At 42.4% G+C, this 13,365-nt stretch carries 16 protein-coding genes and 1 tRNA gene; 9 read left to right on the forward strand and 8 right to left on the reverse strand.

Translation table 11 applies throughout. From position 1 onward, the window contains the following. Positions 1-292 precede the first annotated feature (292 nt). Positions 293-445 carry a hypothetical protein gene (locus tag VB732_RS01825; RefSeq protein WP_323229094.1) on the reverse strand — a complete coding sequence of 51 codons (153 nt, stop codon included), beginning with the start codon at positions 443-445 and terminating at the stop codon, positions 293-295. Between the two features lie 254 nt (positions 446-699). On the opposite strand from VB732_RS01825, the gene remA reads away from it, so the two are divergent. Both remA and gmk read left to right on the forward strand, forming a co-directional pair. Further along, positions 700-966: an extracellular matrix/biofilm regulator RemA gene (gene remA, locus VB732_RS01830; protein ID WP_012410221.1), complete on the forward strand. Its 267-nt coding sequence runs from the start codon at positions 700-702 to the stop codon at positions 964-966. A gap of 169 nt (positions 967-1,135) precedes the next feature. Beyond that, the gene (gene gmk, locus VB732_RS01835) at positions 1,136-1,732 is read left to right on the forward strand and encodes a guanylate kinase (RefSeq protein ID WP_323229169.1); all 597 of its coding nucleotides are present in this window, start codon (positions 1,136-1,138) and stop codon (positions 1,730-1,732) included. A 96-nt stretch (positions 1,733-1,828) separates the two neighbouring features. Here gmk and VB732_RS01840 read toward each other — a convergent pair whose 3' ends face one another. The 3 genes from VB732_RS01840 to VB732_RS01850 form a co-directional block, all read right to left on the reverse strand. After that, the gene (locus VB732_RS01840) at positions 1,829-2,350 is read right to left on the reverse strand and encodes a photosystem I reaction center protein subunit XI (protein WP_323229095.1); all 522 of its coding nucleotides are present in this window, start codon (positions 2,348-2,350) and stop codon (positions 1,829-1,831) included. Positions 2,351-2,623: 273 nt separating this feature from the next. Continuing rightward, complete coding sequence (gene psaJ, locus VB732_RS01845) at positions 2,624-2,773, reverse strand: photosystem I reaction center subunit IX (RefSeq protein ID WP_323229096.1); 150 nt, start codon at positions 2,771-2,773, stop codon at positions 2,624-2,626. Positions 2,774-2,811: 38 nt separating this feature from the next. After that, a complete protein-coding gene (locus VB732_RS01850; protein WP_323229097.1) occupies positions 2,812-3,306 on the reverse strand; it encodes a Photosystem I reaction center subunit III in 495 nt (164 codons plus the stop codon). A gap of 281 nt (positions 3,307-3,587) precedes the next feature. Between VB732_RS01850 and tsaD the strand changes: the two genes are divergently transcribed. Continuing rightward, complete coding sequence (tsaD, locus tag VB732_RS01855; RefSeq protein ID WP_323229098.1) at positions 3,588-4,637, forward strand: tRNA (adenosine(37)-N6)-threonylcarbamoyltransferase complex transferase subunit TsaD; 1,050 nt, start codon at positions 3,588-3,590, stop codon at positions 4,635-4,637. 90 nt (positions 4,638-4,727) lie between these two features. Here the strand turns inward: tsaD and VB732_RS01860 are convergent, their stop codons facing one another. Continuing rightward, entirely contained in the window at positions 4,728-5,639 is a 912-nt protein-coding gene (locus tag VB732_RS01860) for an alpha/beta hydrolase (protein WP_323229099.1), read from the reverse strand. 277 nt (positions 5,640-5,916) lie between these two features. Then, positions 5,917-6,636: a hypothetical protein gene (locus VB732_RS01865; protein WP_086763971.1), complete on the reverse strand. Its 720-nt coding sequence runs from the start codon at positions 6,634-6,636 to the stop codon at positions 5,917-5,919. A 640-nt stretch (positions 6,637-7,276) separates the two neighbouring features. Here VB732_RS01865 and VB732_RS01870 point away from each other — a divergent pair. The 6 genes from VB732_RS01870 (at position 7,277) to VB732_RS01895 (ending at position 12,371) form a co-directional block, all read left to right on the forward strand. Continuing rightward, positions 7,277-7,825: a GNAT family N-acetyltransferase gene (locus tag VB732_RS01870; RefSeq protein ID WP_323229100.1), complete on the forward strand. Its 549-nt coding sequence runs from the start codon at positions 7,277-7,279 to the stop codon at positions 7,823-7,825. Positions 7,826-8,128: 303 nt separating this feature from the next. Then, positions 8,129-8,202: transfer RNA gene (locus VB732_RS01875), tRNA-Pro, on the forward strand. A 701-nt stretch (positions 8,203-8,903) separates the two neighbouring features. After that, the gene (locus tag VB732_RS01880; protein ID WP_323229101.1) at positions 8,904-9,725 is read left to right on the forward strand and encodes a Tic22 family protein; all 822 of its coding nucleotides are present in this window, start codon (positions 8,904-8,906) and stop codon (positions 9,723-9,725) included. Positions 9,726-9,750: 25 nt separating this feature from the next. After that, a complete protein-coding gene (gene prmC, locus VB732_RS01885) occupies positions 9,751-10,635 on the forward strand; it encodes a peptide chain release factor N(5)-glutamine methyltransferase (protein ID WP_323229102.1) in 885 nt (294 codons plus the stop codon). Between the two features lie 88 nt (positions 10,636-10,723). Beyond that, a complete protein-coding gene (locus VB732_RS01890; protein ID WP_323229170.1) occupies positions 10,724-11,332 on the forward strand; it encodes an L-threonylcarbamoyladenylate synthase in 609 nt (202 codons plus the stop codon). A 97-nt stretch (positions 11,333-11,429) separates the two neighbouring features. Then, positions 11,430-12,371 (forward strand): HAMP domain-containing sensor histidine kinase, encoded by a 942-nt coding sequence (locus VB732_RS01895; RefSeq protein ID WP_323229103.1) that lies wholly within the window; start codon positions 11,430-11,432, stop codon positions 12,369-12,371. Here the strand turns inward: VB732_RS01895 and VB732_RS01900 are convergent. Next, positions 12,334-12,804 carry a GNAT family N-acetyltransferase gene (locus tag VB732_RS01900; RefSeq protein ID WP_323229104.1) on the reverse strand — a complete coding sequence of 157 codons (471 nt, stop codon included), beginning with the start codon at positions 12,802-12,804 and terminating at the stop codon, positions 12,334-12,336. The two genes, VB732_RS01895 and VB732_RS01900, sit on opposite strands and share 38 nt — an antisense overlap. 78 nt (positions 12,805-12,882) lie before the next feature. Next, positions 12,883-13,275: a hypothetical protein gene (locus VB732_RS01905; protein WP_323229105.1), complete on the reverse strand. Its 393-nt coding sequence runs from the start codon at positions 13,273-13,275 to the stop codon at positions 12,883-12,885. Between the last annotated feature and the right edge of the window lie 90 nt (positions 13,276-13,365).

The following is a 13,365-nucleotide window of genomic DNA, read 5'->3' on the forward strand; positions in this document are numbered from 1 at the left end:
TAAGTTAAGAACTTTACTCATTACTCCTTACTCACTACTCATTACTCCTCCATTCGAGGTGTGGTGAGAAATCCGGGATTCTGGCTCCTGACTCCTGGATTCTGTTCGATAAAAACAGAATAGCTACGACTCGAACAAAAATGGTTCGCCTTTAAGATATTTGCTACAGAGGCTTTCACTAACGTAAGGTACGGTTTCTAATAAGTAATCGTGTTCATTTGGTTGCGATGCTAAAAAAGCAAAATTGTTTACTATTGCTCCAATAAAGAACGCTTCCAAGATACTCTGATGCTCATTGGGCAGTTGACGCACGCTTTGATAGCCACTTTTCAACGCGAAACGTCACATTTTCGCTATGACCCAAGAATACCAATTGAGCAACGCTGACATTGTACTGAGCTAGTGCAGTTAGAGCGAGACTGTTCCAATCGATTTTGCTCTTCATCAATTTCCGAGCCAGATACTTGTTTCAAAGAAAATAAATTTACATCATCCAACTAGCTGGTATCAGTGTAATTGCGCCTATACCTTTGGAAAGATTTTCAGCAAATTTCGGTGATAAACAGCGAAAAAAAAGCAGACACTATTTAAAAGCGAAGGCTGGCTTTAATTTAAGCGTTGTAACTCCTGTTCTTTGGCGATAACATAGAAATAAGTTGATTTGAAGCTTATCAAACCGCCTTTGGCGTAAATTTTTTTATGGAGATTCAATTAATCAATATCGGCTTTGGTAACATTGTGTCTGCTAACCGAGTAGTAGCCATTGTCAGTCCAGAGTCTGCCCCGATTAAGCGGATTATTACGGATGCACGGGATAGAGGTCAACTAATTGATGCAACTTACGGCCGTCGGACTAGGGCTGTAATTATCACCGATTCCAGCCATGTAATTCTGTCGGCAATTCAACCGGAAACGGTAGCAAATCGCTTTGTAATTTCCCGCGATCATCAAACTGTAGATAATTAGCAGTAGATTATTCCGACTGCTCTTTGTACCGGATCAGCAGTACCATCTGAATTAGATAAGTTTGCTGTCACCCTTACTAAAAATTCTTTAGTCACTAGTGGACTTGGCCGAGAACACAAGACTAATGAATAATAAATATCTATTTATTGATTCGCAGGTTGAGGGGATAATGCCAGTTTTACCGATCCAAAGTAGTGCTACCAACGCAGAAGGCTTACATTTAGGCAGACTGATTGTTTTAACTGGCCCCAGTGGGGTTGGTAAAGGTACTTTAATGCGATCGCTCCTAGAGCGTCATCCAGAACTTTATTTTTCCGTATCCGCAACGACTCGTTCTCCCCGGCCAGGGGAAATCGATGGCAAAAATTATTACTTTATCAGCCGTAGTAAGTTTGAACAATTAGTGGCTGAGGGTGAGTTTTTAGAATGGGCAGAATTTGCTGGTAACTATTACGGCACTCCCCGTGAAGCTGTACTTAACCAAATTCAATCTGGCAAATTGGTAGTGCTAGAAATTGAGTTAGAAGGTGCAAGACAAATTCGTGCTTCCTTCCCCAGTGCCCTCAGCATTTTCATTTTACCGCCTTCTTTTGAAGAATTGGAGAAACGGATACGCGATCGCGCCCAAGACTCTGAAGAAGCGATCGTCCGTCGTTTATTGCGTGCCCAAGAAGAAATTCAAGCCGCAGATGAATTTGATATTGAAATCGTTAATGACGATTTTGAAACTGCTTTAAATGACATTGAAACGGTTCTGTTTAAATAAGTTAAGAGTTAGGAATTAGGAGTTAGGAGTTTAAATTCATAACTTCTAACTCCTGTACAGACGCGATTAATCGCGTCTCTACTCCTAATTTCTAAATTAACCAAATAAACCTTGAATTAGCCCTAGATTGCTAGTCAAAAAGTAAGCAACCACTGCACCACCAATACCACCAATCAAGAAAGAACTGGCAAAATTGTTCCAGCTTTCTTTAGAGTTGAAAGCATCTATTGGAGGGTTAGGTACGGTAACGCTGGCAAGCGCTTTTGGAGGATTGCTATTTGCATAAAGGGATAGCCCCGCCGTCAGAACAACAATCAAGCCAATGGCTGCCAATAACCCAGCTAAGTTGGCATTATCTGTATCTCGCAGTGGGCCCAATCTAGCAAAGGGGCCAAATATCCAGTAACCATGAGCCATACCAACTTCTAAACCACGTCTGGCAGGAGTTATGCCAGGACGATAAGCTGGCAAGTTATTAATGAACCACTTGCTCAAGGGAGAAGCATTAATCGGGGTTTCTAGATTACCGATCTGTGGATCGCGGAATGCGGGAAAAACAACTTCCCGATTTCTGGGATCGCTGGGGAGATTCTTTGATGCATCTACAGCTTGTGCCATATTTTATGTTTGCCTCTAAATTTAAAATGGTGGCATTTTTATATTAATAATAATTGTAGCTAAAGATGTCTTTTAGCTAAGAAGTTTAGAAAAATTAATTTAGCTAGTTTTAAAACTGTGAAACTCGCGATCTGTAAACAGGATCACGAGTTTCAAAAAACTCTTTGTGCTACCTATTTGGGTGATAATTCTGCTTAACTAAGCTGAATACATCAATTACATAATTTTAGGAAAAACACAAGAAATTCAACTGTGCTAAATTCCATTTTCCACTTATGGCAGTGGGTGGAAAAGGAGATCGGGGAAAAAGCGGTTGAATTCAATCAAGATACCTGCTGTGACAAACAGCCATAGAGTTGCTGCCACCGGCGCTGTGGAAATAAACTTAACCAAATAGGATGATTGGCTCTCTTTATCTGCCATGAACTTAGTCTCCAAAAAAATGAATTAGTTAAGCTGAATTAGCGTGGAGAAACAGGAATTTCTGTATCTTTGGCTGTTAATTTTCCAGAGAGAAATTCTTGGAGTGCTGCTACTGGCCAAGTAAAACCTGACGCTATGATCGGTAGTGCCAAACCAAGATCGATTTGGATTTCTTTTTGCTCTGTGTTCGGCTCTTTTTTGATCGCTTGCAGGTAGGCACGACCTACCCAGCCAATCCAACCAGCAATATATAGAAATAGAATGCTAGGGATCAAAAAGTCACCAGCATAATCTAGACGGCCATCAACAATCAAGTGGGGATAACCTTCAGGGCCGCATAGCTCTTGAGAATAGCGTTCAAACCGCTTTCTCCCAGATTCGGGATCAGCAGTTGTATTACGGGCATTAGCTGCTAGCTGTTGAAAAGCGGGATTGTCCTTGCACGGTGTCAAATTAGCCCCTAAAGCTTGTGCTGGGGAGGCAAAATTGAACCAAAGACAAATCGCTAACATCAAAGCAAACAATCGTCGCATAGAGTTGTTTCCTTTTATTACAAAACAAGAAGTTTTTTGTACAAAACGAAGCGGCTTGTACAGTTAGTTTATTTGCATAACTAGGAAGTCATCATACTCTTGGGTGGGAACCGAGTAAAGTTTAAGTAAATAAAAGTTAAAGCTTCTCAACCAAAATAAGTGCTGAGTACTGAGTACTGAGTAACGAGTTCTGAGTATAAGAATTGTTGTTGTAGGGTAGTAAAGAAGCAAGATTTTCTCTTGATTACTCAGGACTTTAGACTCAGCACTCATTACCTTAAATGACAACCGTTTTAGCAATAGAAACTAGCTGTGATGAAACTGCCGTCGCAATTGTTAACAATCGTAAAGTTTGCAGTAGTATTGTAGCCTCGCAAATTCCAGTGCATCAGCAATATGGCGGGGTAGTGCCAGAAGTAGCGTCTCGCCAGCATTTAGAAACGATAAATGTTGCGATCGCACAAGCCCTAGATCAAGCCCAGCTAAACTGGGGACAAATAGACGCAATTGCCGCCACTTGTGCGCCTGGACTTGTAGGAGCGCTGTTAGTGGGGTTAACTGCCGCCAAAACCCTAGCAATGGTACACAACAAGCCCTTTTTGGGAGTTCATCACCTCGAAGGTCACATTTATGCAACTTACTTGAGCGAATCAAGTTTAAATCCCCCTTTCTTGAGTTTATTAGTTTCTGGCGGACATACAAGCTTGATTTCCGTCAAAGATTGTGGTAGCTACGAAACATTAGGACAAACCCGTGATGATGCTGCGGGTGAAGCCTTTGATAAAGTGGCACGATTATTAAAGCTGGGTTATCCCGGTGGGCCAGTAATTGACAAGTTGGCACAACAAGGAAATCCCCAAGCCTTTGCTCTACCAGAAGGAAAAGTTTCTTTACCTGGCGGTGGGTTTCATCGTTATGATTCAAGTTTTAGTGGGTTAAAAACGGCTGTATTGCGTTTAGTGCAGCAATTAGAAAAAGATGGTGGACAAGTGCCAGTGGCAGATGTAGCAGCTAGCTTTCAGGAAACCGTAGCGCGATCGCTAACCAAAAGAGCGATCGCCTGCGCCCTAGACTATGGTCTAGACACAATTGCTATTGGTGGCGGTGTAGCAGCTAATAGCGGATTGAGAAAAAACCTTCAAGCCGCCGCCATTCAACATAACCTCCGTGTCTTATTCCCACCTCTCAAATTCTGTACCGATAACGCCGCCATGATCGGCTGCGCCGCCGCCGATCATCTATCTCATGGTCATACATCGCCTCTCACACTAGGCGTTGAGTCTAGGTTAGCCCTGACCCAGGTAATGAAGTTGTATCATCCTGTTGAATAGTCATTTGTCCTTTGTCCTTTGTTAGCTGTAACCACCGATGACTAATGACTAATGACTAATGACCAATGACCAACGACCAATGACTAATGACTAATGACTAATGACTATCGACCGAATGCGATCGGCAACTTCATCTGGCTGTTCCAACATAGCCAAATGTCCACAATTAGGAATTTCCAGAACATTGTCACCACAATATTGGAACAGTCTGTGAAAGCTAGCTAAATGGCGTACATACTTAGGTTCCATAACTTTATCTTCAGCACCAGCCAAAAAATAAACTGGCTGCTTCAGTTGGGATACTAGCTCAGGTAAACGATTGATTTCTTCTTCCGTTGTTGAATCTAACAGAGTTCCTAACGCTGCTTCTGGGTCAGCCACAACGAAATCAATCAGCCTCTGACGTGCCCAATGGCGGTCTATAGGACGAACTACACTGGCTCTAGTAAACAGCAAATCAATCAAAGGTACTTGGGAGAGCCAACGCGGACGGACTTGCAAAAATTTTTGACCCGCCGAGCGAAATTGCTCAAAGGCTTCTTTGAGGTAAATACCGCCGCCAGCGTTGATACAAATAACTCCTTTAACACACTCAGATATTTGATCTGCTCCCCAAAGAGCGATCGTACCTCCCAAGGAGTGACCAATTAGCCAAGCACTGGTAATATTTAGCTGTTTTAGGAGAATGCCTAAATCCTGAGCATAAGCAACAGGAGTATAAAGAGAATCGATTGGTGAGCCAAGCCCATTATTCGAGATGGGCATCAGACTCAGAGAAGTTTGTGCCCGACTAAAATCAGTTTTTACCTGAGACTGGGATTCACCAAAACCCCGCAAATCATAGGAAAGGCACTGCAAATCATCTGATAGGCGGGAAATCACAGGTTGCCAATATCCACGGCTATTAAGCCAACCGTGGATAAATACTAAAGCGTGGGGGCAGGAAGTGGGAGCCGTTAGCTCGTATGCGTGTGGAACGCCCAAGATTTCGATAGTTGCCATACTTATATCGTACCCCGAAGGACGGGTGCGACTAAATACAGAATCGGAAGAGAGATGCGATTAATCGCGTCTGTACGGGAGTTAGGAGTAAGGAATTACGCCTTATATGAATTAAAAATGCCCTACCGATAGCAAGGGTTTCAGGCTGTGGTTTAGCCAAGATTTTTAGCTATGTTGACGTATTTACGCCTTTCCAGACTCCAACTCACATAAGCCGCGAATTTTTAATTACGAATCACGAATTACGAATTATTTAACTCATAACTCCTCACTTTTTTCATTTCCCCAGCAATCTCTGTCGCACTCCTTCAGCAATTTTGTGACCGAGATATTCAGGAATAAGGCTTTCATTTGGCCCCAACAAGTAGAGAATTAGCCGTGTACGTCCACGCCAAACCAATAAATTGGCATTGACTACCAACAGGTCTTCCTGCCAGATGGCGTACATCACTTTGTAGAATAATCCTGGTTGATTATCGGCTTCAATCACTAAGGCAGGGAGATGAAAGACCGGATCGACATAGAACTCAGTTTGTACTTGCTCTAAACCAGTATCTAGATTAAATTCTACTGCCAGCATCTCTTCTACCTCAAACCGACCTCCTAAAGCCTCGCGGATGGCGCGACAGACATTTTCTGCGGTTTTATCGGTCAAGGCTTTACTACCACGAGATACCAACAATTTGATAAAAACTAACATTGGCGGACGGATCTGACCGTATAGGCTCAGACCGTGAATAGTCAACCCATAAGCTGCTAGTACACCAAAAATATCGCTGAGGAGAAAAGACTGGTTGCGGTAAGCAAAATGCAAAGCACTTTTACTACCTTCCGGTTTCAGTTCAATAACAGCGCGTCTAGTTTTATAGAGACGGTAGGCTAGGCGCAAATTTTGCAGTTGAATTTCACTGCTGACGAATTGCTCATAAAACTGGGGAAACGCTCGGTTAAAGCGTTTTAGGAGTTCCAGTGTTGAAGATTTTAAACCAGAAGCCATTGTTAAGGGTAAAACTCGCTTGCTTTCATCACCTGGGGACTAGGGGCTGGGTGTTGGGGGCTGTGGACTAGGAAAGAATTTTCCCGAATACTCAATCTCTTGTATACAATTCACTCCTAAATTAACGTGCATTTAAGCTTTATACGAGCAATTGCCAGGATTTGGTTGTTCCATATTAAATTTTGAATTTTAAGTGTGACTTTCCACCATCATAACTTCGGTGTCCAATTGCATTGGCAAGCAAGAGGAGGAACTGAACAGGGCGTAATTTTGAATATTGAATTAGTTTATGGGATTCACATTTGATTTTTTGAAAAAACTCGGTACAACTCAAAGAGCCTTCTTGCCTATTAAGCTAAGTTAGTATGGCTACGCCACGCTGCACGAACAAAAATCAAAGTAGATTCCTATATATCCCTACCCTTTTGGGGAATTTCTCCTAGCCTTTACAACTAAATGCTAAAGTTGAAAATGATTGGTGTGAAACACGCTCTAACTAGCTGTTACTATTGCAAATCCCCAAAACAACCGAAGAACTTTGAGTGTAAGGGGTTAGCAAATGGCGGTAGCTATGTTAAGTGTGAATCAACACTCCTGAGAGTGGAAAGCAATCTAGTTATACTACCCGAACCACGTTGGCATGGGTTTTTGGAAAACTTGGTTTAGTACTCCTGAATCTGTAGCGACAACTAGGACAAACCCCTTTGAAGAACATCTGGATGCTGCGGGTAACTCCAACCCCAACAGCATTAGCGAAGCTTCTTCAAAGGAAACTCGCATCGTCTTCAGTACGGAGCGAGATATTGACCTGTATGAGCTAGAGGAACTCTGTGATGCAGTTGGTTGGTCGCGTCGTCCTCTAAGAAAAGTGAAAAAAGCTATTGAGCATAGTTTTCTTGTCGCCTCAATGTGGCAGGTGAGAGGAAACCAAAAGCGGCTCATTGGTTTTGCCCGCGCTACCTCAGATCATGCGTTTAATGCCACTATTTGGGATGTGGTGGTTCACCCAGATTTCCAAAGTCAAGGACTGGGTAAAGCGCTGATGAAGTACGTTCTCAAAAAACTTAGAAGTGAAGAAATTAGTAATGTCACTCTCTTTGCTGATCCCCATGTTGTAGATTTCTACCGGACTATGGGGTTTATGGCTGATCCAGAAGGCATTAAAGGCATGTTTTGGTATCCTCACTAGCACTCGATCAAAATAAAACCCGATTTGCACAAGAAATCAGGTCAAATGGTGAAAATCTATTATTTTGATGTAGTTACTTTTGTAAGGTTCAGCCGACGAGGGCGCAAGTAGTATATATCTTGTAAAACTAAGTCGGCAAAAAACCTTTATCAGTAGAAAAATATAATTTATCTTGCTCTTGGCAAAGGAGAAAAAAGATTAGGCATAAGCCGCATGATGTGATATAGTTACTTTAATACTTTTGAAAAAGCGCGATCGCTATTGATGGGATAAAACCCAAGCTCAAAAGTAGATGAGTATAAACGGGATGTAGCGCAGCTTGGTAGCGCGCCTGCTTTGGGAGCAGGATGCCGCAGGTTCAAATCCTGTCATCCCGATTTTAGTTACATATTTAATATCTAAAGTAAATTGATAGAATTTTTTCGTTAAGATGTGCGATTTGATTGCACGTTTTTGCGGTTAAGAGTAAATTGCCTATTATATCATTTGGTTTCCTATTAAACTCTAACAAGCAAATTTCGCCGTTAAGGAGTAAGATATTCCTGTACTGAGCTTTGTATAGATTTGAGAAGATATCAAGTAAGCTGGGTGGAACGATTGATTAAGTAATAGCGTCAACCGATATTAGAGAAAGCCGATAGAATGACATTTATCATATCTAAGGTCGAGAAAGTCAGACAGAAATTTTTCAGTTTTTGAGAAGATATATAATAGGCATCTACAGGTAGGCATCTACAAGATTTCGTGGTGAATAGCAAAGCGAAATCAAGAAAAACACAAATTTAGGGTGCTAAATTTGTGAAACCGATACTATAGCAATCCTAAATAGTTGGGGAATATTGGACTTTGACCGTTGACCCTGCGGGTGACGCTCCTGCGTCGCTACCGCTTGCGCTAACGGCAGTCGCTCTTTGTTGGAACAACAAGACCGGGCTGCCTCACGCTTAACCCTCAACCTCAACGCGCACGATGAATTTTTTACAACTGAAATAGATTGCTATATAACTAAAGCTAGTTGGTGCTGTGCAAATCCAACCATTTGTTTAATTTAATTGGCTTATTGATGCGAGGAGCAGTCATGAAATCATTTATTCGCTTGGGCGCAACATTGGGTATAGCTGGCAGTGTATTTTTAACAGGACTTTCAGGAATAGGCAATCTACCAGGAATGGGCAATTTAGAGGCGGTAGCGTTGCCCCAAGATCAGATAGTAAAAAAGCTCCAAGAAGTACCTGTCTTCACGCTTACCAATCCTAAAGGCGAATTCGTAGTTCTTTCAAGGAACAACGCCGCATCTAAACCTGTCTCTCAAGTAGGGTTTTTTATTAGCAAGCAAGATGCTCAAAAATTTCTTGATAATCGGCTCAAAAAAGAAAATCCCCAATTGGCAAGCACCTTACAGGTTAGACCTTTATCCTTGGCAGATTACTATAAAATAGTCCAAGAAAGCAAAAAGAAATCAGACTCTGTAATTTATACTTTAGTACCGACGCAAGCACAGGTAGCTTCAGCAACAAGTATGCTGAATCAAAATGGCAAAAAAGGGGAGCAATTCAATGGGATTCCCTTATTTGTACCCAAATTTAAGAAAGATAATAGCTATTTGACAATTCCCCTTGCACAAGGTAACGAGCGATACATCCCTTTCTTTTTTGAAAAAGAGCAAGCAGTGGCTCTGTTAGACCAATTCAAAAAAGCCGTGCCAAAGGAAGCAAATAACACAGAAATTCAGGTAGTGGATTTGTACGGGGTTATGGAGGCTCTCAATAGCAGCACTGATCCTAGTATCAATAAAATTGTTCTGTATCCATCACGGGAGTCTATCAATTTTATTCGTTCACTTGCGCCGAATCAATCACCCGCAGCCAAGCCTGCTGCTGCGCCCGCTCCGAAAAAATAACGGATCTGCGCTCCAAGGTTGAGGTATGGGGGAGAAGCATCTGATATCTGGTTTACAACTTTGGCAGTGGCGAAATGCTGCTCTTGAAGCAGCGATCGCCACTGATGTGCCAACAATGGAGGTAGATTGGCTACTTTTAGAAGTTGCTGGGCTAGATCGCTTGGCACTGCGTTTGGAATCTTTTAAAAATTGGCCGCAAATTCAGCTGCAATTGCCTCTAGAAAAATTAAACCAGCTATGGCAGAGACGATTAAACGATCGCTTACCAGTGCAATATATTGCCGGAGTTACACCTTGGCGTAACTTTCAAATTGCGGTGTCAAGCGCAGTTTTGATTCCCAGACCAGAAACAGAATGCTTAATTGATTTAGCTTTAGCAGCAGCTAACGATGTCTCAGGACATTGGGCAGATTTGGGTACTGGTAGTGGAGCGATCGCACTGGGATTAGCAGATGTCTTGCCAGCAACAATTCATGCAGTTGATTACAGTTTAGAAGCTTTAGCGATCGCCCGAACCAACGCTGATAATTTGGGTTTTGCTGATCGGATTAAATTTTATCGAGGTTCTTGGTGGGAGCCACTGGCATTTCTCAAAGGTCAGTTCAGTGGTATGGTGTCGAATCCTCCTTATATACCCACCAGCACCTTACCTACCCTGCAACCAGAAGTATTTAACCATGAACCACATCTAGCTTTGGATGGTGGTGGTGATGGCTTAGATTGCATTCGCCATTTGATAGAAATTTCTCCCAGCTATTTGCAACCTGGTGGCGTGTGGCTGATTGAGATGATGGCAGGGCAAGCGGATGCAGTGCGAGAACTTTTGCAAAATCAAGGAAGCTATTGTAAGATTCAAATTCACGCTGATTTAGCTGGAATTGAACGCTTTGCCCTTGCTTACAAAAGTTAGGAGTGATAAGTGATGAGTTATGGAATTCCTCACTCCTAACTTCTGTACAGACGCGATTAATCGCGTCTCTACTCCTAACTTTGTAAACATGACACAAGTTTCTTTAAAAAATCTTATAGCTGGCGCACAGGCTGGTGCTTTGGTGAGTTTTCCTACGGATACTGTTCCTGCACTTGCGGCGATACCAGAAAAAGCCGGGTTAATTTTTGCAGCGAAGCAACGCAGTCAGGATAAACCTTTGATTTTGATGGCTGCTAGTGCTGAAGATTTGTGGCTGTATGTTAAAGGTAGTGAAAACGAGTATAAAGTTTGGCAAGAAGTAGTTGAGAAACATTGGCCAGGAGGGCTGACATTAGTACTGCCAGCTTCAGATCGCTTACCAAAAGTTATGAATCCTATCGATCCAACGACAATTGGAATTCGAGTCCCCAACAGTGCGATCGCTCGAACTATTTTGGCGCAAACAGGCCCCCTTGCTACCACTAGCGCTAATTTTTCCGGTCAGCCACCTTTGCAAAGGATGGCAGAAATTGAGGTTCAGTTTCCCCAGGTTTTGACTCTCGCAACTACAGAATGTGAGGGTGAAACAGCAGGAATGGGCGTGCCTTCCACCGTTGCAAAATGGACAGGCATGAATTGGCAGATTTTACGCGAAGGTGCGATAAAGTTAGATATTTCGAGTGATAACAAAATATAGGTAGTTATAATGTTGTTTTCCTGATTTTCACAACAGAGAAATCTGGAACTTTAGTTTGCGCTGTTGTGGTCAACTAATAAGTTAATAATTACCGATTATGAATTGGAGCAACTGGATATATCTAGGAGCAGGATTAGCACTAGGTATGGTTTTCTATCGGTTATTTGGGCGATGGCTACGCCCAAAGCAGGCATCGCCAAATGTTTTATCTAGTTCATCCCCTGTAGCGCCATTAGAGCAAGAGGAGATGCCACCCATATCACAACAGCTACAGCAAACGCAGCTAGCATACCTGATGGCAAGGGAAATGAGCCAGTTTAAAGCTGGTTTTTTAGCACGGACTACTCATGAATTGCGATCGCCTCTCAATGGTCTGATTGGTTTGCATCAGTTAATTTTGTCAGATTTGTGTGAAGATCCAGCTGAAGAACGAGAATTTATTGCCCAAGCTCACGAGCGAACGCTGAAGTTGCTTAAGCTGATAGATGAAATTCTCACCGTTGCTAGAACAGAACACGGGACTAATAAATTAGATATTCAGCCTAGACCGTTAGCCCAAATTTTGGAAGAGGTGCATAAATTAACTTATATGCTGGCGGCAAATCGCAATTTTCCCTTGCAATTGTCACCTGTTGATCCAGAAATTTATGTTTTGGCAGATTACCTCTGGCTCCGCCAAATATTGATCAGTTTAATAGACACTGCCATTGCTCAAATGGAGGAAGGCAGCATCTGTATATCCAGTAGCACCATACCTACAAATAATTTTGTAAACATTTGGCTGGATATCCCAACTCATGCTATAACCTGGAGCGAGCCGATTGATTTGCTCAAATCTGATCAGCAGACGATCCAGATTGATCAAAAGAATGCTGCTCTTTCGCCAGGAATGAGGCTGTTAATCAATCAGACTGTGATGGAAGTTATGGGAGGAAAGTTGGAAATCTTGCCTTCGACCATTGCCAAGGAACCACATCAGGAAATTACCAGACTACAAATTTCTATCCCCCTAGTGATTCCTGAAGCTGAACTTCTGTAGCAGGAACCAAAGCAAGGTGAGCTAAGTTGTGTAACACCATCGTAGTGGTGGTGTTAGGCTGAAAACCAATCTTTTCATAAAATCCCTGCTGGTGAGTAGTCATTAAGTAAATGCGCTCAACCCGCCTCATGCGGGGATGACTCAAAACAGTTTTCACTAAATTGCTTCCCAGCCCACTACTTTGATACTCTGGATGAATGACAACATCCCAAATTGTGGCGCGATATATGCCATCAGATGTTGCTCTAGCAAAGCCAATAAGTCGATCGCTATCCCAGACAGAAATCACTGGTTCACTGTTGGCAATGGCTATACTTAAATCTTCAATACTGCGTCCCTTTGCCCAGAAAGCTGAAACGTTTAACAGTTCTTGGAGTTGGTAAAGGTCAATTTCAGACTTGCAATCGCTAAATTGAATCTGAGAATCATTCATGTATGGCATCCACCTTCGGCAATATCTTTGTATATTTAAGTCATATTTTGCTAAAAATTGCTGTACGTATATATGTAATTATTGACAAACCCACTTCCACAGAGGATGACTTGGCCCCTGCTGACGTATACGATAAACTTGTTTTTCTAAACGTTGTTTTTCCTGCGGTGGTAGTCCAAACAAGATATTCCGACTTTGCCAAACTAAAACAGCAGCAGTCATCCCAATGCAAAATGCTAAACCAAAGGTAGACAGTGGATGGTAGAAGAGTCCATATCGCACCGCTACCCAAGTAAAATATTGTTTCCACAGAGAAATTTCTGTACGTAGACCCCACAAGCTAACAGGTGCAATGGTAAGCCATAAACAGCCGACAAATAGCCATCTGGCATATATTGTCAGCTTGTGTAATCTTTGTACTTGTTGAGCAAAGGATGGGTCAGTTATTGAAGAGTGTTCTGATTGATCCATAGGCTGTGGGAAGGTGGGGGATGAGGAAGATGGGGGAGCAGGGGAGGCAGGGGAAGATAAGAAGAACAAGGGAGAAAAAAAGAATAACCA

The sequence above is a fragment of the Nostoc sp. UHCC 0252 genome, assembly GCF_034931145.1.
Lineage (GTDB): Bacteria > Cyanobacteriota > Cyanobacteriia > Cyanobacteriales > Nostocaceae > Nostoc.

Coding starts and splice junctions, on each gene's coding strand:
- VB732_RS01825 (WP_323229094.1), bottom strand. CDS start 445: ATGAAGAGCAAAATCGATTGGAACAGTCTCGCTCTAACTGCACTAGCT.
- remA (WP_012410221.1), top strand. CDS start 700: ATGGAGATTCAATTAATCAATATCGGCTTTGGTAACATTGTGTCTGCT.
- gmk (WP_323229169.1), top strand. CDS start 1,136: ATGCCAGTTTTACCGATCCAAAGTAGTGCTACCAACGCAGAAGGCTTA.
- VB732_RS01840 (WP_323229095.1), bottom strand. CDS start 2,350: ATGGCACAAGCTGTAGATGCATCAAAGAATCTCCCCAGCGATCCCAGA.
- psaJ (WP_323229096.1), bottom strand. CDS start 2,773: ATGGCAGATAAAGAGAGCCAATCATCCTATTTGGTTAAGTTTATTTCC.
- VB732_RS01850 (WP_323229097.1), bottom strand. CDS start 3,306: ATGCGACGATTGTTTGCTTTGATGTTAGCGATTTGTCTTTGGTTCAAT.
- tsaD (WP_323229098.1), top strand. CDS start 3,588: ATGACAACCGTTTTAGCAATAGAAACTAGCTGTGATGAAACTGCCGTC.
- VB732_RS01860 (WP_323229099.1), bottom strand. CDS start 5,639: ATGGCAACTATCGAAATCTTGGGCGTTCCACACGCATACGAGCTAACG.
- VB732_RS01865 (WP_086763971.1), bottom strand. CDS start 6,636: ATGGCTTCTGGTTTAAAATCTTCAACACTGGAACTCCTAAAACGCTTT.
- VB732_RS01870 (WP_323229100.1), top strand. CDS start 7,277: ATGGGTTTTTGGAAAACTTGGTTTAGTACTCCTGAATCTGTAGCGACA.
- VB732_RS01880 (WP_323229101.1), top strand. CDS start 8,904: ATGAAATCATTTATTCGCTTGGGCGCAACATTGGGTATAGCTGGCAGT.
- prmC (WP_323229102.1), top strand. CDS start 9,751: ATGGGGGAGAAGCATCTGATATCTGGTTTACAACTTTGGCAGTGGCGA.
- VB732_RS01890 (WP_323229170.1), top strand. CDS start 10,724: ATGACACAAGTTTCTTTAAAAAATCTTATAGCTGGCGCACAGGCTGGT.
- VB732_RS01895 (WP_323229103.1), top strand. CDS start 11,430: ATGAATTGGAGCAACTGGATATATCTAGGAGCAGGATTAGCACTAGGT.
- VB732_RS01900 (WP_323229104.1), bottom strand. CDS start 12,804: ATGAATGATTCTCAGATTCAATTTAGCGATTGCAAGTCTGAAATTGAC.
- VB732_RS01905 (WP_323229105.1), bottom strand. CDS start 13,275: ATGGATCAATCAGAACACTCTTCAATAACTGACCCATCCTTTGCTCAA.